The following is a 20,236-nucleotide window of genomic DNA, read 5'->3' on the forward strand; positions in this document are numbered from 1 at the left end:
CTCGCAGCAGCTGGCCAACCAGGGCCGCGAAGCGGTGTCCGGCGACGCCAAGGCGTTTGCCGCATTCAAGGAAACCAAGGGCCGTATCGACAGCACGGTCAGCGAACTGGATGGCCGTTACGGCCAGGAAAGCTCGATCGCCAGCTCGATGGCGCAACTCAAGGCGACCTGGGTACCGCTGAGCAAAAACGCCGATCAGGTCATCGCCAGCGAACCGGCGGTGCTCGGTCTGGCCGGCAACGCCGAACGCTTCTCCGGCAGCGTGCCGCAGCTGCAGGCGCAGTTGAACGAAGTGGTGCGCGCGATGACGGTCAGCGGCGCGCCTGCCTCGCAGATCTACAACACGCTGCAGCAGGTGGTGGTCGCCGGCACCATGGCACGCCGGGTCACGGAAATGCGCGCCGGTGGCGCCAATGCGGCCGCCTCGGGCGACGCACTGGCACGCGACTCGGTGGTGTTCACGCAGATGCTGGAAGGCCTGCGCACGGGCAACGAAGAACTCGGCATCGCCGCGGTGCGCAACCCGGCCGCGTTGTCGGCGCTGGAGCAGTCGCAGGCGCAGTGGACGACGATGAAGAAAGACGTCGACGCCATCCTCGCCAGCTCGCGCAACCTGTTCGCCGCACAGTCCTCGGCCGCCGCGCTGACGGCCGGCTCCGGCAAGATGCTCGAAGACAGCAAGAAGCTGTTCGATGCGTTTTCGGCGTTCGGTTCGGTGCGCGACACGCGCCTGTTCCCGAACTTCTGGCTGGGCGTGGTGTCCGGCCTGGTCGCGCTGCTGGCGATCATCGGCTTCGTGTGGAGCTCGGTGCGCGTGCGGACCCGCGAGCAGGACGTGCGCTACCAGTCGCAGGTGGAATTCAACAGCCGCAACCAGCAGGCGATTATGCGGTTGCTGGACGAAATCAGCTCGCTCGGTGAGGGCGACCTGACCGTGAAGGCCTCGGTGACCGAGGACATGACCGGCGCCATCGCGGACGCGATCAATTACGCCGTGGACGAACTGCGCCACCTGGTGACCACCATCAACGACACCTCCGCGAAGGTGGCCGTGTCGACCCAGGAAACCCAGGCCACGGCCATGCAATTGGCCGAAGCGGCCGGCCAGCAGGCCAACCAGATCACCACTGCCTCCGAGCGCATCAGCGAAATCGCGGCCAGCATCGAACAGGTGTCGCGCAACTCCACCGAGTCAGCCGAAGTGGCGCAGCGCTCGGTGGTCATCGCCGCCGAGGGTGCCGGCGTGGTGCGCGAGACGATTCAGGGCATGGACCAGATCCGCGACCAGATCCAAGAAACCTCCAAGCGCATCAAGCGGCTGGGCGAATCCTCCCAGGAAATCGGCTCGATCGTGGAACTGATCAACGACATTTCCGAGCAGACCAACATCCTGGCGCTCAACGCCGCGGTGCAGGCGGCGTCGGCCGGCGAAGCCGGTCGCGGTTTCGCTGTGGTGGCCGACGAAGTGCAGCGCCTGGCAGAACGCACCTCCAGTGCGACCCGACGCATCGAAGGTCTGGTGCAGACCATTCAGGCCGATACCAACGAAGCGGTCAGTTCGATGGAACAGACCACCTCTGAAGTGGTGTCCGGTGCGCGCCTGGCCGAAGACGCCGGCACCGCGCTGACCGAAATCGAGCGCGTGTCCAACGCCTTGAACAACCTGATCAAGAACATCTCCATCGCTGCGCACCAGCAGTCGGCCGCGGCGACGGATATCACACAGACCATGGGCGTGATCCGTCAGATCACCAGCCAGACATCGCAGGGTGCGGAGCAGACGGCCGAATCGATCGGCAACCTGGCTCAGCTCGCTGCCGATCTGCGCCGTTCGGTCGCCGACTTCAAGCTGCCGGCGTGACCACGACGCGGAACGGGAAAGGATCAGCAGATGGCGCGTAGTAGCGTTACGTCGATGCAGGAAGTGACCGGTTGCCGCGCTGGCGGCGAGTCGGTCGTAGTCAGGGGGCTGCAATGAGCGCGCTTCGCGATGCGATGAGTCACGCCGCACTGGGCTGGGTCAAGCCAGAGCTGGACGAGACGTTGCGCCAGGCGCGCAACGAGATCGAGTACTTTGCCGAAGAACCGTCCGACACCAGTCGGATGCGGTTCTGCGCCGGCTACCTGCACCAGGTGCAGGGCACGCTGCGCATGGTCGAGTTGTATGCGCCGGCGATGGTGGCCGAAGAGCTCGAGCTGCTGGCCCAGGCCGTGCAGGCAGGGGAGGTCGCCGACCGCGATGAGGCCTGCGCGATGCTGATGCGCGGCACCGTGCTGCTGCCCGATTACCTGGAGCGCTTGCAGAACGGGCATCGCGACATTCCGATCGTGTTGCTGCCGCTGCTCAATGAAATCCGTGCCACCCGTGGCCAGCCGGGTCTGAGCGAAAGCGTGCTGTTCGCGTTCGACCCGCAGGCCGGTGTTGCCACCGAGGCCGAGCTGGATCACGCGCGCGGCAGTCTGAGCGGACGCAATCGCGAGTTGCTTGACACCGTCGGCAATGCGGTCAAGGAAGAATTGCTGCGCGTGAAAGACGCGCTGGACCTGCATCTGCGCACCGGCGGCAAGATCGGCGAGCTGCAGACCCAGGTCAACGATCTGGGCAGTGTTGCCGACACCCTCGGCATGATGGGCTTGGGCGTGGCGCGCAGCGTCGTCGTGCAGCAGCGCGATGCGTTGGCGCGTGTGGTCGATGGCCAGACCCAGATGGACGAAAGCGTGCTGCTGGACATTGCCGGCGCGCTGCTGTACGTGGATGCCTCGCTAGACGATCAGGTCGCCAGCCTCGGCGCCGACCCGGGCGACGGTACCGAAGTCAGCAACAGTGCCAACTCCTCGGAAGTACGCCGCACGGTCGATGTGCTGGCGCAAGAGGCGATCGCCAACTTCGGAGCGGCGCGCGAACATTTCGTCGCCTTCATCGAAACCAACTGGGACCACGCGCGTCTGGCCGAGGTGCCGCACCTGCTCGGCGAAGTCGGCGGTGCGTTGCGCATTCTCGAGCTGCCGCAGGCCGCCGATTATCTGGAAGGCGTGCGTCGCTACGTCGATCTGGAATTGATCGGCAAGCAGCGCGTGCCCAGCGGACGCCAGCTGGATACCCTGGCCGATGCGATGGCCAGCCTGGAGTACTACCTGGAAGCCCTGCGCGAGCGCCGTCCCGGCCGCGAAGAGATTCTGGATATCACCCGCAACAGCCTGGAAACGTTGCGTTACTGGCCGCTGCCGTCGGGCCAGCCGTCCGATTTGCCGGTCGGCACGGACCAGCCGGGCAGCGCGGCCGAGCCGCAGCCGGTGGCCGCCCCGCCGTTGCAGCACGCCGACACGCCGCAGGCCGCCAACGATGCGTCTTTGCCGTCGCTGGAATGGGCGAACGAAACCGTCGTCGAGACGCCGTTCGCTGCCAGCGTGGTGCACGACACCGGCGCTGCCGCGACCGATACGGTGTTCTCCTTCGACCCGGTCGCCGCCGAAGAAACCGTGTCCGGCCAGTCGCAAGTGCCGTTCACCGTGGCGCCGCTGGATCTTTCGGACGACGGCGCGCAGGCGCCTGGCGACTGGCATCTGGAAACCACGGAGCAGGCCGCGCCGATCGCCACCTCTGCGTTCGACCCGGTGTCGGCCGAGCAGGATGGCAACGAGGTCGCGCAGGTCAGCTACACGGTGGATCTGAGCGCGCTGGAGCAGGAGCACGCCGCCGAGCCGGTGCTTGCGGAGGACGCGCCGCTGCAGATCGAGCAGATCGACCTGCCGGGCGACGCCGATCAGACCGAAGCGCCGTTGGAGTTCATCGCCGAGAACGCAACGCGTCGCGCGCAGACCAGCATCGAAGACGCCTTCTCGCCGCCGCCGAGTCCGCCGCAGGAATTGGACGACCCGTTCGTCGAGCCGGTGCAGGAGCCGCAGGACGTCCCGTCCGAAGCGGCATCCGGGCCGGTTGCCCCGCGCGTGCAACAGGCAGTGGTCAGCGAATTCGAGCTGGACGACGCCTCCGCTGCGTTCCTGGCCCAGCTCGATGCAGCAGCCGCGCAGTTCGACGTGGAGCGCCCGCAGGCGCCGGCACCGGCCGCCGATGCGCACACCGCGCAGGCAAGCTCTGAACCGGTGTCCAGCGAACGCGCTCAGGAGGCTGCCGATGCCGGCATTTTCGGCGGCTTCGGCGACAGCGATATCGACGACGATATCCGCGACGTGTTCCTGGAAGAATTCGACGAAGAGTTGGTCAACCTGGGGCAGCTGTTGCCGGTGTGGCGCGCCGCGCCCACCAACCCGGAAGCCCTGCGCCCGATCCGCCGCGTCTTCCACACCCTGAAGGGCAGTGGGCGTCTGGTTGGCGCCAGCGTGCTCGGCGAGTTCAGCTGGAAGATCGAGAGCATGCTTAACCGCGTGCTCGATAATTCGCGGCCGGCCAGCCCGGCGGTCGTGTCGATGGTCGAACTGGCCTACGAGGTGTTGCCGCAATTCAACGCCGCGCTGCGCGACCAGGGCCGCATCAGCGCCGATCTGCCTGAAATCCAGGGCATTGCCGAGCGCGTTGCTGCTGGCGAAGAGGTCTATTACGTGCCCGCAGCCGCGGCACCGGTGGCCGAGGCCGTGGCGATTCCGGCGGCAGCCGCAGGCGTGTTCGTCGCCAGCGGCGGAACGCCGGCTTCGGTGGACAGCGTGCTGCGCGAGATCCTGGAAGCCGAGGTCGCCACGCATCTGGACACGGTGAACGGGTGGCTGCACGCCAGCCAGGCCGAGCCGCAGTTGGCGACCGAAGACGTGCTGCGCGCCGTGCACACGATGAGTGGCGCGTTCGCGATGACCGACGTGCCGGAAATCACCTTGGTGACGACGCCGGCCGAAAGCTACGTCAAGCGCTTGCTGGCCGCCTCGGTCACACCGTCGGCGGAAGGGCTCGAAGCACTCACCGCCACCGCTGCTGCGATTGCCACCACGGTGACCGCGCTGCGTGCCGATGCGCCGTTGATTCCGTCGTTCGCACCGTTGACCGAGCGCTTGCGCACGCTGGTGGACAGCTTGCCGGAAGCGCAGTGGCCGCCGCAGGTGTTCCTGGACGAGCTGGACGATGTCGACGCCCCGAGCGCTACGGTAGACGGCAGCGATGCCTCGATCGAACTGACCGGTGCGCAGGATTTGTCGCAGTACCTGGATGCCGGCGCGCTACCGTCCGACGCCCCCGCATCGGCGCAAGATGCCGAAGACGCGCAGCTGCAGCCGGACGATGTGCCGATTGCCGTGGACGAGCTGGCCGAAGCCGAAGCCGAGCATGAGTCGGCACTCGCACTGGACGCGCCTGCACCGCATGCGGTCGACGATGCCGGTCATGCCGCCGTGCACGAAGATGTCCACGCCTCTGCCGAGTCCGTGCCTGCATCGAGCGACGACGCGCTGGTACCGGTTGGTGATTCCGAGCTTGCCGATGCGCTGCACGACGATGCTGCGCCAGCCGAAGGGGCAGACCGGGCCGCATCGCAGGGCATCGACGCACACGACCTGCCGGCCGACGAGCCGCTGGTTGAAGCCGAGGCCTGGGATGCCACCGAACTGCAGCATGCGCAGACCGCACCGCACGATCACGTACCGGGCGAGCACGCGGCAGAGGTGCCCAGTGATGCATCTGCTGAGCGTGTGTCCGGCGAGCACGACGCCGACGCCACCAGCACGCACGCCGACAACATTGCGGTAGACGAGCTGGCCGATGCGGAAGCTGCCTTGGGCGATGCGCAGACGCTGGCTGCAGCCGATGCCGAGCAGACAGTGGACACGCACGCACAGCAGGCGCCCGCGCACGACGAGCAAGTTGCAGCGGGCGCTGACGAGGCGGTCAAGAGCATCGAAGCGCTGGAGGCCGTGCACGCCGACGCAGCGTCGGCTGATGACGCCAATGCAACGACCGCGGAAGACTGGACCCCGGAAACCGCAGCGCTGGACAGCGTGTCGTCCGATCAGTCTGGCCATGCCGACACGCAGGAATACGCGGGCGAGCAGTCGGTAGACCAGGCGGCGCAGCACGGCGAGGCAGCGTTGCCGCATGCCGGCGAGCCGTATGCGGGCGAACAGCAACCGCTGGAAGAAGCCGCGCAGCTGGGCGAGCATGCAGAGCTGGAAGCGCAACCATCTTCGAATCAGCAGATGGATTCGGGCGATGACGCGCCTGCCGATGCGCAGCCGCACGTCCACGAGCAAGTGCCGTCTGACCAGCACGTCGACGCCGGTGAGCAGCTGCAAACGCACGCGCATTCCGACGAACATGCCAGCGACGCAGAGCACGCGACGGAACACCTGGACGCCGAAGCCACGCATACCGAAGCGCAGCATTCCGACGCCGAGCATGTGGCTGCCGAGCAGACCGAAGCGGCGCATTCCGATGCCGAGCATGCAGACGCCGACCGAGTTGACGCCGCACAGGCCGGTGCCGACGTCCTGCCCGATCACACTGTCGAATCGGTGCAGGCATTCGAAATGGCGCATGCGGCCGATCAGGTGGAAGAGACCGGCGATCCGCAATCGGATACCGCGCCGGAGCTGCACGACACGCAGGCTGTCACCTCCGACGACGCGGCGCAGGCCGATGAGCAGGCCGCAGTCGATGCGTTTGCCGTGTCCGATCACGCCGATCATGCCGCGCACGCAGATCAGTTCGAAAGCGCAGGACACGCCGCGCACGCGGAACCAACGCAAGCCAGCGACCACGCCGGTGCCGATCAGCATGCCGACGACTCCGCAGATCAGCACGCAACCGACCGCAGCGCCGACGAGCCGGAAGACACCACCACCGCTGCGTTCAGCGCCCCAGTCGAAGATGCGGCGCGTGCCGGTGCGGCCAGCAACGATATCGGCGCGGCATTCGATGCCGGCCCGCTGAACTTCGATCAACTCGACGGCGAGCTGGTCGACATCTTCGTCGAAGAAGGTCGCGACCTGCTGGACCATTGCGACGGCCTGATCGCCCGCATGCGCGAAGTGCCGGGAGACCGCGATGTCCTCAATGGACTGCAGCGCGATCTGCACACGCTCAAGGGCGGTGCGCGCATGGCCGGCATCAACGCCATCGGCGATCTGGGTCATGCGATCGAATCGCTGCTCGAAGCCGTGGCGGCCAACCGTACCGACATCGATCGCGACGACGTGCGTCTGTTCGAGCGTGGCTTCGACCGCCTGCATCAGTTGCTGACCCGCACCGGCATGCACCGTGCGGTGACGATGCCGACCGATCTGGTGGAAGCCTTCGAAACCCGTACCCGTGGCCGCAATGCCGCACCGCCTAGCGACGCCGATGTCCGCGCGATCGCCAAGGCGTCGGTGGAACCGGCGCCGCTGTCCGCCCCGGTTCCGGTGGAAGGCCAGGCCGAAGAAGACTTCCTGCCGCGCGTGCAGCAGGAGCAGGTGCGCGTGCGCGCCGACCTGCTCGACCGCCTGGTCAACCACGCCGGCGAAGTGGCGATCTACCGCTCGCGCCTGGAGCAGCAGCTGGGCGCGTTCCGCGGCGCCATGGGCGAACTGGATCGCACCAACGCCCGTCTGCGCGACCAGTTGCGACGTCTGGATCTGGAAACCGAAGCGCAGATCGTGGCGCGTTATCAGCGCGAACAGGACCAGGGCGATCGCACCTTCGATCCGCTGGAACTGGACCGCTTCTCCACCCTGCAGCAGCTCAGCCGCGCGCTGAACGAATCGGCAGCCGACTTGGGCGGCTTGCAGGGTGTGCTGGAAGATCTGTCGCGTCAGTACGACGGCTTGCTGCAACAGCAGTCGCGCGTCAGTTCGGAGCTGCAGGACGGCCTGATGCGCGCGCGCATGGTGCCGTTCGACGGTCTGGTGCCGCGTTTGCGTCGTGTGGTGCGTCAGGCAGCCAGCGACACCGGCAAGCAGGTGCACCTGGTGCTGGAAGGCACCCAGGGCGAACTGGATCGCAACGTGCTCGATCGCATGGTCGCGCCGCTGGAACACATGCTGCGCAACTCGGTGGCGCACGGGCTGGAAACGCCCGAGCAACGCCGCGACGCAGGCAAGCCGGAAGAAGGCAGCATTGCGATCCGTCTGCGCCGCGAAGGCTCGGAAATCGTGCTGGAAGTGGCCGACGACGGCGCCGGGCTGGATCGCGAGGCGATCCGTCGCCGTGGCGAGGAGCGCGGCCTGATCGAACCGGGCCAGGAGCTGAGCGAGGCCGAACTCGATAACCTGATTTTCGCTTCCGGCTTCAGCACCTCCGAGCAGGTCAGCCAGTTGGCCGGCCGTGGCGTGGGCATGGACGTAGTGCGCAACGAAGTGCGTCAGCTCGGCGGCTCGGTGGATATCCACTCGGTACGCGGGCAGGGCGCCACGTTCACCTTGCGTCTGCCGCAAACGCTTGCGGTCACCCAGGCGGTGTTCGTGCGCATCGGCGAAACGACGTTCGCGGTGCCGGTGGGCTCGGTCAGCGGTATCGGCCGCATCTCGCGCGCCCGTTACGAGTCGGGCGAGGGCGGGTATCACTACGCCGGCGAAGAGTACGTGCTGCACGACCTCGGCTCGTTGGTCGGCCAGGCCGCCGCGCGTGCCGATGGCCAGGCGCAGGTGCCGTTGCTGTTGGTGCGTGCGGGCGACCTGCGTGCCGCGGTGGCCATCGATCAGGTGCTGGGCAATCGCGAAGTCGTGGTCAAGCCGGTGGGCCTGCAGATCGCCTCGGTGCCGGGCATCTACGGCGCCACCATCACCGGCGATGGCCGCGTGGTGGTGATCCTGGACGTCGCCCCGCTGGTGCGTCGTTTCCTGGCCCAGCCGGCGCGGCCGTCGCTGGAAACACAGGCCGAAGCACAGCGCCAGGTGCCATTGGTGATGGTGGTCGACGATTCGCTGACCATGCGCAAGGTCACCAGCCGTGTGCTGGAACGCCACAACCTGGACGTCACGACCGCACGCGACGGTGTCGAGGCGCTGGAACTGCTCGAAGAGCGCGTGCCCGACCTGATGCTGCTGGATATCGAAATGCCGCGCATGGACGGCTACGAGCTGGCCACCGCGATGCGGGCCGACCCGCGCTTCAAGGCGGTGCCGATCGTGATGATCACCTCGCGCAGTGGCGAGAAGCATCGCCAGCGCGCCTTCGAGATCGGCGTGCAGCGTTACCTGGGCAAGCCTTACCAAGAGTTGGATCTGATGCGAAACGTGTATGACCTGCTGGGGATCGCCCGTGTCCGAGACTAATGGCGCAATGGGAACTCCGGTTGCTTTGCTGGGTCGTCCCGGTCAGGCGCGCGAGCGCCTGCGCGAGGCGCTTGGCCTGGCCGGCGCGCAGGTGGTGCTGGAAGACGAGCCAGCGGCGGTCGACGTGCAGATGCTGCGCGACGCCGAGCCGGTGGCCGTGCTGGTCGCACTCGAACCGTCGATCGAAGACGCGCTCGAAGCGCTGGAGCCGGCCTTCAACATGCCCGGCGTCACCGTGATCTTCGACGAGGCCGAACTGACGGTGCGCCGCGAGGGCTGGGAAGCGCAGCGCTGGGTGCGCCATCTGGCCGCCAAGCTACACGGCCACGCCGACGTGCTGCCGCCGGGCACCGAAAGCGAGCCCTCGCTGCAGCCCGAGCCCGGCCTGACGCTGGCACCGCAGCAGCATTCGGACCTGCAACTGGATCAACACCTGGAAGCGGCCGCGCACGCGTTCGACAGCGTGCCCGGCGATGCCTTGTTCGCGCATGCCTCCATGCAGGAGGCGGCACCGGCCGCTGTGGAAAAGCCGGGGCTGGCGCTGGGCGATTCCAGCACCTGGGGCCTGGTGGACGAGGTGGCCGTGGTGGTGCGCCCGCGCGCCGAACCCGATGTGGCGGCCCTGTCCACCGGCGGCTTGTCGCTGGTGGATCTGGAGCACAACGGCAGCGTCACCGGCGCTGTGCTGGTCGTCGCTGGCATCGGTGGGCCGGATGCGATCCGTCGCCTGCTGGCCGCCTTGCCGCCGGAATTCCCGCGTGCGGTGCTGGTGCGCATGACCCTGGATGGCGGCCAGTACGGCAACTTGGTGCGGCAGATGGGGCGCGTGTCTGCGTTGCCGGTCGAACTGGGTGAAGCGGGGCAGGTGGTCGCACCAGGCAAGGTGTATGTGCTCTCCGACGAGGTCGGCGTGCAACAGCATGCCGGCGCGCTGGCGTTCGTGGCACCGGCCGATCCGGCCGGGCTGATCGGCGCGCTGCCGCCGGCCGACAGTGCGGTGCTGATGCTCAGCGGTGCCAACGAGGCGCTGGTGGAGGCATCGCTGGCATTGGCCGAGCAAGGCGGCTGGTTGGCCGGGCAATCCACCGACGGCTGTTACGACCCGGCCGCCGCCGCGCGTCTGGCGCGGCAAGGCATTCTGACCGGCGACCCTGCGCAGTTGGCGCAGGCGCTGGCGCAGCGTTGGCCGGCATAAGCCGGGCGCTCCCATTCGAATCGGAATCATGCGATGAGCTACGCCAATAACGACGAAATCCGCGGCGTCCTGATCCAGGCCGGTAGCGAGCGCGTGCTGCTGCCGAACGCAACGGTGGCCGAGGTGATGTCGCGGGTGGCGGTCGAGCCGCTGCCCGACATGCCGCGCTGGGTGGTCGGGCGCATCGACTGGTACGGCTGGAAGGTGCCGCTGCTGTCGTTCGCGCGCCTCAGCGGCATGGGCGATGAACCCACCGCGGTCAACAACAAGGTCATCGTGTTGAAGGCGCTGGGTGGCAACCCGGCATTGCCGTATTTCGCGCTGCTGACCGCCTCGTTCCCGCAGCTGATTTCGGTGCCGCGCGATGGCCTGCTGGCCGATGCCTCGGAAGATGCGCTGCCCGACGGTGTGCACATGCGCGTGCTGCTGGGCGAGCAAAGCGCGCTGTTGCCGAACCTGGACGCCATCGAAGCGCAGGTCGGCCAGGCGCTCGCGGTCGCTGCCGCCTGAGAGCGGGAGGCCGCCTGCTGTGCTTGGCGTCAGGCGGGTGCAGTGGCCCTGTGCAGCTGGGCTGCCGCGCACCGAGCGATGCACAGGGAGGATGTTGCTGACTGTCGGGCGTTCCATCTCACGCACTGGATGACGCCCTGCTTTGGAAACGGCTTGCGGAGCATGATCGGTATGCATCAGCCGGATGCACCTGGCAGCAAGATGACACGCGTGATTGAGGCGTGGCCGCCATGAGTCTTCCGCTGTTTGCGCCGATCCGCCGCGCCGACGGCGTGGTGCTGTGCGATCTGGCCGTGGTCGATCCGGCTGCAATGGCCGACTACCACACGCGCAACCGCGCTCATCTGGCCGATGCGATGCCGCTGCGGCCGCCCGCGTTCTACACCGTCGAAGGCTGGCGCCGCCTGTGCATGGCATACCGCGGCGCGATCCCTGGCGAGCGCGAGTTGCAACTGGTCGTGTTGCAGGGCGAGCAGGTGATCGGCACCACCGGGTTCACGCAGATCCAGCGCGGCGCCTTCCAGGCGTGCCACATGGGCTATGGCCTGGACGCGGCGCAGCAGGGACGGGGTTTGATCCAGTGGGCAGCCACGCAAGGGATCGCTTTTGCCTTCGGCCAGCTCGGCCTGCACCGGGTGATGGCGCAATACGTTCCGGAGAATCTGCGCAGTGCGCGCGTGCTGCGGCGGCTGGGTTTTCAGATCGAAGGCTATGCGCGGCGCTATCTGCAGTTGAATGGCCACTGGCGCGATCACGTGCTCACCAGCAGATTGCGCGACGACGGCACGCCTGGCGAAGGCGCGGTGGATGATGAGCCGGGTTCAGGGCGCAGCGCTCGAGAGCTCAAGCCGTAATTCATCGGCGGCTAGCGTGCTGTCTTGCGCAAGCTCGATCTGCGTTGGCCGGCCACGTTGTTTGAGTTGATCGCGCAACTGCGCCGCCCAGGTCTGCACGGCCGCTGCATTCGGCGTGGCAGCCAGAATGCGGATCGTTATCGGTGTCTGCGTGTTCCCGGAAGCAGCACGGTCCGCCAGCCAATCGCTTGGTGGTGTGGAAAGTTTCAGTGATACAACGCGGTGTGTCTGCTCGCGCGTGTTTGTCTCGCGCTGTTGCTGTGCCTGCTGTGTCGCAATGCGGGTGGCCGAGGTGGACGACCAGCTGTCGCGAGACGCTGCGGGCTGCGGCTTGCCGGCCTGCGGTTCCGGTCTTGGTGCAGGTGCAGCTGTTGGCGCGGCACGCGAGGTGTTGCGCGATATCACTAGCTCGGTGGTCGCAGGTGCGTTGGCGGCCATGCGTTCGATCCGCAACGATGGATCCTGCGACGGTGCCGGCAACGCCGGCAACGCCGGCAACACCGACAATTCCGCAGCCACCGCGGGCGCCGCAGGCGCTGGCGCACGCTCGGTGGGTCGCGGGGCAGGTGCGCTGTTATCTATGTCTGCCGCGGGCGCACCACTGGCCTGTACATCGTCGTTGTTCGCGGTGATGGGGGCGGGCGGTGGGGGCGGCGCCATCGCGACGTGCGCATCGTCTTGCGTCGGCTCCGGCACCGTTGGCGGTTGGGTGGACGTCATCCCGGTGGGGCGCGCGGAAGCTGGAGGCGTCACCACACGTGCAGGCAGGGGCGCGCTGACCGGGGCCGTCATGGCGGCTGGCGCGAGCTCCTGCAGTGAAGGTGCCGGCTGCCTCTCCACCTGCTGCGCGGAAGTGGGTTTGTCGGCGGATGCGAAGGCAGGTCGCTGCGCAACATCTTGGACGCTGCCTTCTGAGGCACGATCTGCTCCGTCTGCCGCAGCGGGGCGCGCGGGAACTCTTCCCGATTCGGCTGCCGCAGGGACCGCCGCAGCCTGTGTGAGCGCATCCGGCACCGGTCGACTGGCCTGCCATTGCAGGCCGACGCCAACGGCCAGCGTGACCGACGCGGCGAGCGCCAGAGGCGGCATCCAGCGCAGGCGTCGGGCACTGCGTCGAACAGGCGCTGGGCCGATGCCCGATGGCGCCCGTGTAGGGGCTTGCATTGACGAAGCAGCCGATGCCGGGGTTGAACCCTGCGTCGAAGTTGAAGCAGCAGCGGCATGAAAAGCGGGAGCGTCAGAAGAATCCGGAATCGAGCCGGCTCCCTGAGCCGAAGATCTGCCGGCATCGGCGAGCGAGGAAAGCGGCACTGGGTTGGATGTGCCAGCCGAGGCCGCTGCAGGCACGGATCCAGCCACCGATTCAGGGTTCGACCTACCTGTCACGGCAGGCGCAGCAGGCATGACCGGCACAGCATCGGCAGCATTGCGCATCTGTTGCGCAATCCATTCGCGTGCAGCCTCGCTCAATGGCGCGCCCAGTGTGTGGTCGGCGGTGTCGCCTTGCGCAAGACGTGCCTGCACGGCCGCGCGTTGTGCAGCCTGCGTCTGTTCGGCTTGCGCTGCTGCGGCAGCAAACAGGCTGGCCATGGTGGCAGGCGCTTCAAACTGCAAGGTGTCCTGTGTCGCGGTCGCTGCAGCGCGCTCGGCTTCTGCCTCTTGCGCGGCGTGTGCAAACCAGGCATCCATCGACGCGGGCGGGGCATGCAGCGGCAGCGCACGCAGCAAGGCAGCAAGGCCATCATGCCCGGCAAGGAAACGATCGAAGGACGTGCTCACGGCGCGGCCTCCAGGCTCACGCGCAGCTTTGCGAAGGCGTAGCGCAGCCGGCTCTTGACCGTCTCGAAGCCTTCGCCGATCACATGCGCGATCTCTTCGACGCCCAGCTCGGCAAAGAAGCGCAGCACCACCACTTCCCGTTGCGCATCCGGCAGTGCCATCAGTGCGGCACGCACGCGATGTTGTTGCTGGCCGAGCATGGCCAGGCGCTCGGCGCTCAGATCGTCGTCGGGCAACTGCAGATGCACATCGTCCAGCGCCACCGAGGTGGCGTGGTATGCGCTGCGCCGGGTGTCGCGCCAGGCATTGCGGCCGATCTGGAACAGAAAGCTGGTGAAGGCGGCCTGCCCGGGGCGATAGTCGCTACAGCGGGTCATCAGCTTGACCCAGGTTTTCTGCGCCAGGTCTTCGGCCTCGCTCAGATTGCCTTCGCACAACCAGGCCAGGAAGTTGAACAAGGCGCGGTTATGGCGCTTGAACAATTCGGTCGCCGGTTGTTCGACAAAGCCATTGGCGACGAGGAGCATGAGCTCCTCGTCGGGAAGATGCGCAAGATCGGCAGGATGCATGCGCTCAGTATAGGCAGGCGCTGCGCGCATCAGTCGGTGTCGGCGAGTGGCCGGGTGCTCAGTGCGTCGGCCTGCTGCACCAGTTGCAGGAAGTCGGCGCGATAGCCGAAACGGTCGCTGCCCAGGCTGCCGGCGGCCAGGGCGCGCACCTGCGGGTAATCCCAGCCCCGCAGCTGGTTGCCGCCACGCAGGCGCTGCCCGAAACCGGCCACCGCTGCAGAAAAACGGAAGGCATCGCTGGTGGCATTCAGTGCCTTGCGTTGACTGCTGCGTACCACCGTGTCCAGCAACTGGCTGCGCTGTGCATCGGGCCGCTTGTAGCGCAGTTTGACGTGCGCCAGCTCGCCGTTGAGGGGCCGTGCCTGCGTACGCTGTGCGGCGCTTGCGTAGCGCAGCGGGTCGACCGATGCGGTGCCGTCGGCCGGGGTGATTTCGTACAAGGCGGTGACGGTATGGCCGGCGCCGATGTCGCCCGCATCGACCTGATCGTTGTTGAAGTCCTCATCGCGCAGCGCACGGTTTTCGTAGCCGATCAGGCGATATTCCTTGACGGTGTTCGGATTGAATTCGACCTGGATCTTGACGTCGCGCGCGATGGTCGCCAGCGTGGCGCCCAGCTCGTGGGTGAGCACCTTGCGCGCTTCCAGCGCGGTGTCGATGTAGGCGTAGGCACCGTCGCCGGCATCGGCCAACTGCTCCATCAGGTTGTCGTTGTAGTTGCCGGTACCGAAGCCGAGCGTGGACAGTGCGATACCGGAGCGGCGCTTTTCGGCCACCATGCCCTTGAGCTGATCGAAGTTGGTGACGCCGACATTGAAGTCGCCATCGGTGGCGAGCAGGATGCGATTGATGCCACCACGCAGATAGCCTTGCTGCGCGGCTTTGTAGGCGAGCTCGATCCCGCTGGCGCCGGCGGTGGACCCGCCCGATTGCAAGGCATCGATGGCTTCGACGATGCGCCCCTGCTGATCGCCCGGCGTGGGCGGCAGCACCACCGATGTGTTGCCGGCGTAAGTCACCAGCGTGATGCGATCTTGCGCGCGCAGCTGGCGCACCAGCAGCTTGAGCGAGGATTGCAGTAACGGCAGCTTGTCCGGCGCGTCCATCGAGCCGGAGACGTCGACCAGAAAGACCAGGTTGGCGGGCGGTAGATCGGCGGTGGCGATGTCGCGGCCGGCGATGCCTACGCGCAGCAGCAGGCTGTCCTTGTTCCATGGTGTAGTCGCCAGTTCGGTACGCACGGCGAAGGGTTGGCCATTGGTCGGCGCCGGGTCGTCGTAGCGGAAATAGTTGATCAATTCTTCCACGCGGACGGCATCCGCTGGTGGCAGGCTGCCTGCGTTGAGGAACCGCCGCACATTGCTGTAGCTGCCGGTGTCGACGTCGATATTGAAGGTGGAGATCGGGTGTTGCGCGGCTTGTACGATGGCGTTGTCGTCGATGTGTTGGTAGCGCTCGCGGTCTTGGGCAGGCGCGGGTGCCACTGGCGGCATCGGCATTCGGCTATCGAGAACCGGGCGATGGGCCATCAGCATCGCTGCCGGTGCCTGACGTGACAGGTGGCTGGCGCTGACCGGGGCCGGCATCGCTTCGATGGGGGGCGACGGCGGGCTAGGCGCCGATGGCGCTTGCAGTGCATGCGCGGGGGCAGGTGCTGCGAGCTGCGCTTGCGGCCTGACTTCAGGGAGCGCGTCGGTCTGGTTAGCTGGCTGCGGTGGCTGCGCTGTCGCGGGTGGTGGTGCGGACTCGCTGCGTGATGGTTCGTGCGGCGGTGCAGTGGGTTCGTGCGAGCAGGCGCCCAGCAACAAGGCGAGCGCAATCAGGCTGTGACGTGACATGGGAATCCTTTGCGTGGCGAGGTGGGATGGATGGACAACCGGACAGCCCGAGGTCGCCGTGCACTGCGCCTCTGTCAGTGAAACGGGCGAGTGCGGCGAATGGGGTTAACCGGTCGGAAAACTTTTTTTGCCGGCCATGCCTGGGCTGCGGCGGTGCCGCCGGACCTCACTCCCAACCGTCTGACGACAGGGAGCCTCTCGCTCCGACGGAGCTGGCGCGAAGCGCGGATGCTGGGCGACGAAGGGGAAGGCCCAGGCTGGCTCGTCCGTTGGTCCAGCCCCGAGCCAAGCGTGGCTGCGCATCGCATCGTCCGTCGCTTGCCGCCAGCCACATCCATGCATCGGATGCGCAGCGGCCGAGACAGGGTTAGCCCAGCCAAGCAAGGGTTGTGCACGGATCCGCATGCGACAACACCGCAAGAAGGTTTATCCGCACGTCATGCTGTCGCATGATGGAAGGCTGGTACCGCACTGCGCGGCCGCCCGTTTCCGTCATGGAGTCATCCGCATGCTTCAACGTCGTCACTTCCTCAAGAGCGCCACGCTGGGCGCGATTGCGTCCGGGTTGGCCGGCTGGGGCGCCCGCGCGCAAGCCGCGGCAGGCGCCACGCCGGGCGCGCGGCCGACGGCGCTGCCGCGTGGAGCGGCGCGGGTGATTTCCACCTGGGATTTTGGCGTTGCCGCCAATCAGGAAGCCTGGAAGATTCTCAGCAGCGGCGGTCTTGCGCTGGATGCGGTGGAGGCCGGCGTGCGAGTGCCGGAAGCGGACCCGAGCAATCCCACCGTCGGCCTGGGCGGTTATCCGGACCGCGATGGCCGGGTCACCCTGGACGCCTGCATCATGGACCACCTGGGCAATTGCGGCGCGGTGGCATCGCTGGAAGACGTGGTGCACGCCATTTCGGTGGCGCGTGCGGTGATGGAGAAAACGCCGCACGTGATGTTGGTAGGCGATGGTGCGCGTCAATTCGCCTTCGAACAGGGGTTTCCGAAAACTAAGCTGTTGACCCCAAGCTCCGAAGCGGCCTGGAAAGAGTGGTTGAAGACTTCCAAGTATTCGCCAGAAGCCAATGTCGAAAATCGTGCCTGGCGCGATGCCAAGTTGCCCGGCGGCAAGGACAATCACGACACCATCGGCATGCTGGCGCTGGATACGCACGGCAATCTATCCGGTGCATGCACCACCAGCGGCATGGCGTGGAAAATGCACGGCCGCGTGGGCGACAGCCCGATCATTGGTGCGGGCCTGTACGTGGACAACGAAGTGGGCGGTGCGACCTCGACTGGTGTGGGCGAGGAGGTGATCCGCAACGTCGGCAGTTTTGCGGTGGTGGAAATGATGCGGCAGGGCAAGTCGCCGGCCGATGCCTGCCGCGAGGTGGTGATGCGGCTGATCCGTCGCAAGCCGGAGCTGACGCGCACATTGCAGGTCGGCTTTCTGGCAATGAACAAGCGCGGCGAAGTGGGTGCGTTCGCGATCCAGAAGGGCTTCAGTTACGCGGTGTGCGACGCGCAGCGGCAGGATCTGCTGGTGCCTGGGCAGAGCCATTACACCAGCGAGCCGGCGGCATGAGCGCGTTCGGGTTGGAGGTGGCTGCCGATTCGGTGGCCTCGGCATTGGCCGCGCAAGCAGGCGGTGCAATGCGCGTGGAGCTGTGCGGCGGGCTGGATGGCGGTGGGCTGACACCATCGTTCGGCACGTTGGCGGTGGTGCGCGAGCGTTTGCGGATTCCGTTGTATGTGCTGATTCGTCCGCGCGTGGGCGACTTCGTGTTCGACGCTGCAGAAGTCGAGGTGATGCGCCGCGATGTGGAGCAGTGCGTGCGGCTTGGTTGCGATGGCGTGGTCCTTGGCGCGCTGGACCGGCATGGGCAGGTCGATCTGGCGACAATGCGCGTGTTGATGCAGGCAGCAGGGTCGTTGGGGGTGACGTTTCATCGTGCGATCGATGTCAGTGCCGATCCGTCGCGTGTGCTGGAGGATGCGATCGCGCTGGGGTGCGAGCGGGTGCTGACCTCGGGTGCACGTGCGAGTGCGCTGGAGGGAGTCGACACCATTGCCGCGTTGGTGCGGCAGGCAGCCGGGCGCATCGGCATCATGCCCGGTGCCGGGCTTTCCGAGCACAACATCCGCACCCTGCGGCAGCACACCGGCGCCCACGAATTCCATGCGTCGGCGCGTGGCGTGATCGCCGCCCAGGTGCCGTCGCCGCACCCGTATATCCGCGATCTGGGCGGCGACTACCAACGGACCGATACCGCGCGGGTACAACGGATGGTAGACGCGTTGCAACAGGCGTGAAACGCGCGCAACGCCCCGTTCGCCAGGGAGGCGCTGCCCGCGTTGCGCAGGCACGCTGAGGGCGATGCTCGATGGGCTGCTGCGCCTGTCGCGTTGGCTCTCTACTGATGGCCTGAAGGTTCCGGGCTTGTCTGCTGTTCGCTATCAGAGTCGTCGCTGACCTGCTCGGGAATGTGCACAGCGAGCTCGGGAAAGCGCGCGCGGTCTTGCGGGTGTGCGTGGACGATCAGCTCACGGGTCTTCCACATCTGCACTGCCTTGGCCAATGTCGCTACGTCGAGCGGGCTTCCTTCGTGATAAACGAACTGCCCGAGATGATCGACGATGCCCAGGTGTGCGCTCTTCTGCGCCTTCCAGTTGCTGACGTTCGTGTAGTGGCGGGCGAGGCCTTCCTCGCTCGGGTCTTCGATTCTGGGGGATGGGCCTGCCATGTCGCTTACCCGTTGCAGGAACTCAAGATCCCTGCTTTCTGCCAGCATGTCCCGCAATGCCGGAACTTGGCCGAAGGTGGTGACATCGGTAGGGCGTTTTCCTGGGAGATAGGATGGAGCACCTTCCAGAAAGGGATTTCTTTCTTCATCGATGACCGTGCTCAGCATGGCCTGTGCGGTGTCTTCGATGCGTTCGAGCGCAGCGGTAAGAAGCAGTTCGCTGGCGGTCGCCGAAGAGGATGGCCCGGCGCGGTCGCCGGCAGCAGAGGGCGAGAGAGCTGGGGTGGTCGGTCCGGTCCGCCCTGGTTCGGCGGGGCGCGCAACTGGACGATGCTGGTCGAGCTGCGCTTGGAGATGCGGCGGCACCAGGATGATGCAATTGGCAGGTAATTGGGCGATCAACGAGGGCAGTCTGGAAAGGTTGACGCAACCTCGCAGATCGAGTTTTTCCAGCTGCGTCAGGCGGTGAATGTCCAGTGGCAGCGTGAGCAGGTTGCTGCAGTCTTTCAGAATCAGTCGCTTCAGTGGCGCACGGCCGCCGAAAATCGGCGGATAGTTGCGCAGCGCGGTACAGCCCCGCAAATCAAGCTCCTCCAACTTTGGCAGGTGATGGATGGCCGGGCCAAGGGCGGACAGCGGCGAGTTGCGTATCTTCAGGCTTTTCAGATTTTGCAGGTTGGCGATGGACGCCGGAAGCGATCTGATCCCGGTCCATTCCAGCCGTAGGCTCTGCAGGTTGACCAAGCCCTGGTGCTCGCCGGATGCATCGGTGCTTGCCAGGGGTTCGGGAAGTTCCGTCAATTCCGGGCAGGCGCGGATGGAGAGCTCGCGTAATCGGTTGAGGCTTGCGATGGATGCCGGTAGCGCGCGAAGCGGATTGCGTGCGAGCGTGAGTGTTTCCAGGCCCGCAAATTGCTGCATGGTGTCCGGGAGCTCCATCAACCCTGCCGCGTCGATCGTCATGTGCTGCAGATGCGAAAGACGGAATGCCTGGTCGGGAAATTGCGGCAGCGGAACTGAGCGCAGCTCCAGCGCGACCCGGCCCGGTTGGGTTGCGTCCTCCAGCAGGTCGGCTGTCGCCTTCAGCGCCCGGCCTGTGCGAGTCTCGATCTGCGGGTTGTTGCTGTTGGCCTGGCGCCATGCGCTGTGCCAGCGATTGCGATCTGCGTTGTAGTGGCGTTGCCATTGCGACAGCACGTCGTGGTACGGGCGCAGCGCTGTGGAGCGCCGTAAGGGTGAAGCGCCCACGGGCGGTGGCATACGGGGGCGCACCGGCCGCAAGTGTTGCGAGTCGGTGGTGACGGAGTGGAAGCGAGCGCGTTCTATGTCGCTGAGCTGTGGCAATTGCGGCATCCGCAAAGGATGTCCAGCCGCCTCGTTCATCCGCGCGGCGCTGCCGGATCCGCCGTAGGGAAGCGGGCGGGCGGAGGTGGTTGGCCGGCGAGAGGTCTCGGCAGCGGCAGGCATTGCTGGCGGTCGCCCGGACCGATCGCCAGGCACATATCTGGTCAGTCCGCCGAGCATGCCGGTAGGGCGCTCGGGCGCGGGGTGTGCGGGTGGGGCAGTG

General features: G+C 66.6%; 10 protein-coding genes and 1 pseudogene. 7 read left to right on the forward strand and 4 right to left on the reverse strand.

Features of this window, described 5'->3' with window-relative positions; all coding sequences use genetic code 11:
* The 5 genes from LN450_RS08120 to LN450_RS08140 all read left to right on the forward strand — a co-directional run.
* A partial coding sequence (locus tag LN450_RS08120) for a methyl-accepting chemotaxis protein (RefSeq protein WP_228885131.1) occupies positions 1 to 1,861 on the forward strand: 1,861 nt, incomplete at its 5' end.
* A gap of 113 nt (positions 1,862 to 1,974) precedes the next feature.
* Positions 1,975 to 9,192, forward strand: a complete 7,218-nt coding sequence (locus LN450_RS08125) for a hybrid sensor histidine kinase/response regulator (RefSeq protein WP_011348242.1) — start codon at positions 1,975 to 1,977, stop codon at positions 9,190 to 9,192.
* Positions 9,193 to 9,199: 7 nt separating this feature from the next.
* On the forward strand, positions 9,200 to 10,387 hold the full coding sequence (locus tag LN450_RS08130; RefSeq protein ID WP_039417544.1) for a chemotaxis protein CheB: 1,188 nt from the start codon (positions 9,200 to 9,202) through the stop codon (positions 10,385 to 10,387).
* 33 nt (positions 10,388 to 10,420) lie between these two features.
* Positions 10,421 to 10,897, forward strand: coding sequence for a chemotaxis protein CheW (locus tag LN450_RS08135; protein WP_008575177.1), 477 nt, complete (start codon positions 10,421 to 10,423; stop codon positions 10,895 to 10,897).
* Between the two features lie 230 nt (positions 10,898 to 11,127).
* Positions 11,128 to 11,751, forward strand: coding sequence for a GNAT family N-acetyltransferase (locus LN450_RS08140; protein ID WP_011348240.1), 624 nt, complete (start codon positions 11,128 to 11,130; stop codon positions 11,749 to 11,751).
* Here the strand turns inward: LN450_RS08140 and LN450_RS08145 are convergent.
* The 3 genes and pseudogenes from LN450_RS08145 to LN450_RS08155 form a co-directional block, all read right to left on the reverse strand.
* Positions 11,719 to 11,935 (reverse strand): annotated as a pseudogene (locus tag LN450_RS08145) (hypothetical protein). The gene LN450_RS08140 and the pseudogene LN450_RS08145 overlap by 33 nt on opposite strands.
* A gap of 1,591 nt (positions 11,936 to 13,526) precedes the next feature.
* A complete protein-coding gene (locus tag LN450_RS08150; RefSeq protein WP_033478940.1) occupies positions 13,527 to 14,099 on the reverse strand; it encodes a sigma-70 family RNA polymerase sigma factor in 573 nt (190 codons plus the stop codon).
* Between the two features lie 29 nt (positions 14,100 to 14,128).
* Positions 14,129 to 15,634 carry a vWA domain-containing protein gene (locus tag LN450_RS08155; RefSeq protein WP_372499262.1) on the reverse strand — a complete coding sequence of 502 codons (1,506 nt, stop codon included), beginning with the start codon at positions 15,632 to 15,634 and terminating at the stop codon, positions 14,129 to 14,131.
* 811 nt (positions 15,635 to 16,445) lie between these two features.
* Here LN450_RS08155 and LN450_RS08160 point away from each other — a divergent pair.
* Together LN450_RS08160 and LN450_RS08165 are read left to right on the forward strand one after the other, a co-directional pair.
* On the forward strand, positions 16,446 to 17,510 hold the full coding sequence (locus LN450_RS08160; protein ID WP_011348236.1) for a glycosylasparaginase: 1,065 nt from the start codon (positions 16,446 to 16,448) through the stop codon (positions 17,508 to 17,510).
* Positions 17,507 to 18,238, forward strand: a complete 732-nt coding sequence (locus LN450_RS08165) for a copper homeostasis protein CutC (protein ID WP_011348235.1) — start codon at positions 17,507 to 17,509, stop codon at positions 18,236 to 18,238. The genes LN450_RS08160 and LN450_RS08165 overlap by 4 nt, the downstream gene beginning before the upstream one ends.
* 101 nt (positions 18,239 to 18,339) lie before the next feature.
* Here LN450_RS08165 and xopL read toward each other — a convergent pair whose 3' ends face one another.
* Positions 18,340 to 20,022 carry a type III secretion system leucine-rich repeat domain-containing effector XopL gene (gene xopL / locus LN450_RS08170; protein ID WP_039417552.1) on the reverse strand — a complete coding sequence of 561 codons (1,683 nt, stop codon included), beginning with the start codon at positions 20,020 to 20,022 and terminating at the stop codon, positions 18,340 to 18,342.
* Positions 20,023 to 20,236 lie beyond the last annotated feature (214 nt).

This window comes from Xanthomonas euvesicatoria pv. euvesicatoria (assembly GCF_020880415.1).
Taxonomy (GTDB): Bacteria; Pseudomonadota; Gammaproteobacteria; order Xanthomonadales; family Xanthomonadaceae; genus Xanthomonas; species Xanthomonas euvesicatoria.

Coding starts and splice junctions, on each gene's coding strand:
- LN450_RS08140 (WP_011348240.1), top strand. CDS start 11,128: ATGAGTCTTCCGCTGTTTGCGCCGATCCGCCGCGCCGACGGCGTGGTG.
- xopL (WP_039417552.1), bottom strand. CDS start 20,022: ATGCCGCAATTGCCACAGCTCAGCGACATAGAACGCGCTCGCTTCCAC.
- LN450_RS08160 (WP_011348236.1), top strand. CDS start 16,446: ATGCTTCAACGTCGTCACTTCCTCAAGAGCGCCACGCTGGGCGCGATT.
- LN450_RS08155 (WP_372499262.1), bottom strand. CDS start 15,634: ATGCTGATGGCCCATCGCCCGGTTCTCGATAGCCGAATGCCGATGCCG.
- LN450_RS08125 (WP_011348242.1), top strand. CDS start 1,975: ATGAGCGCGCTTCGCGATGCGATGAGTCACGCCGCACTGGGCTGGGTC.
- LN450_RS08165 (WP_011348235.1), top strand. CDS start 17,507: ATGAGCGCGTTCGGGTTGGAGGTGGCTGCCGATTCGGTGGCCTCGGCA.
- LN450_RS08130 (WP_039417544.1), top strand. CDS start 9,200: ATGGGAACTCCGGTTGCTTTGCTGGGTCGTCCCGGTCAGGCGCGCGAG.
- LN450_RS08150 (WP_033478940.1), bottom strand. CDS start 14,099: ATGCATCCTGCCGATCTTGCGCATCTTCCCGACGAGGAGCTCATGCTC.
- LN450_RS08135 (WP_008575177.1), top strand. CDS start 10,421: ATGAGCTACGCCAATAACGACGAAATCCGCGGCGTCCTGATCCAGGCC.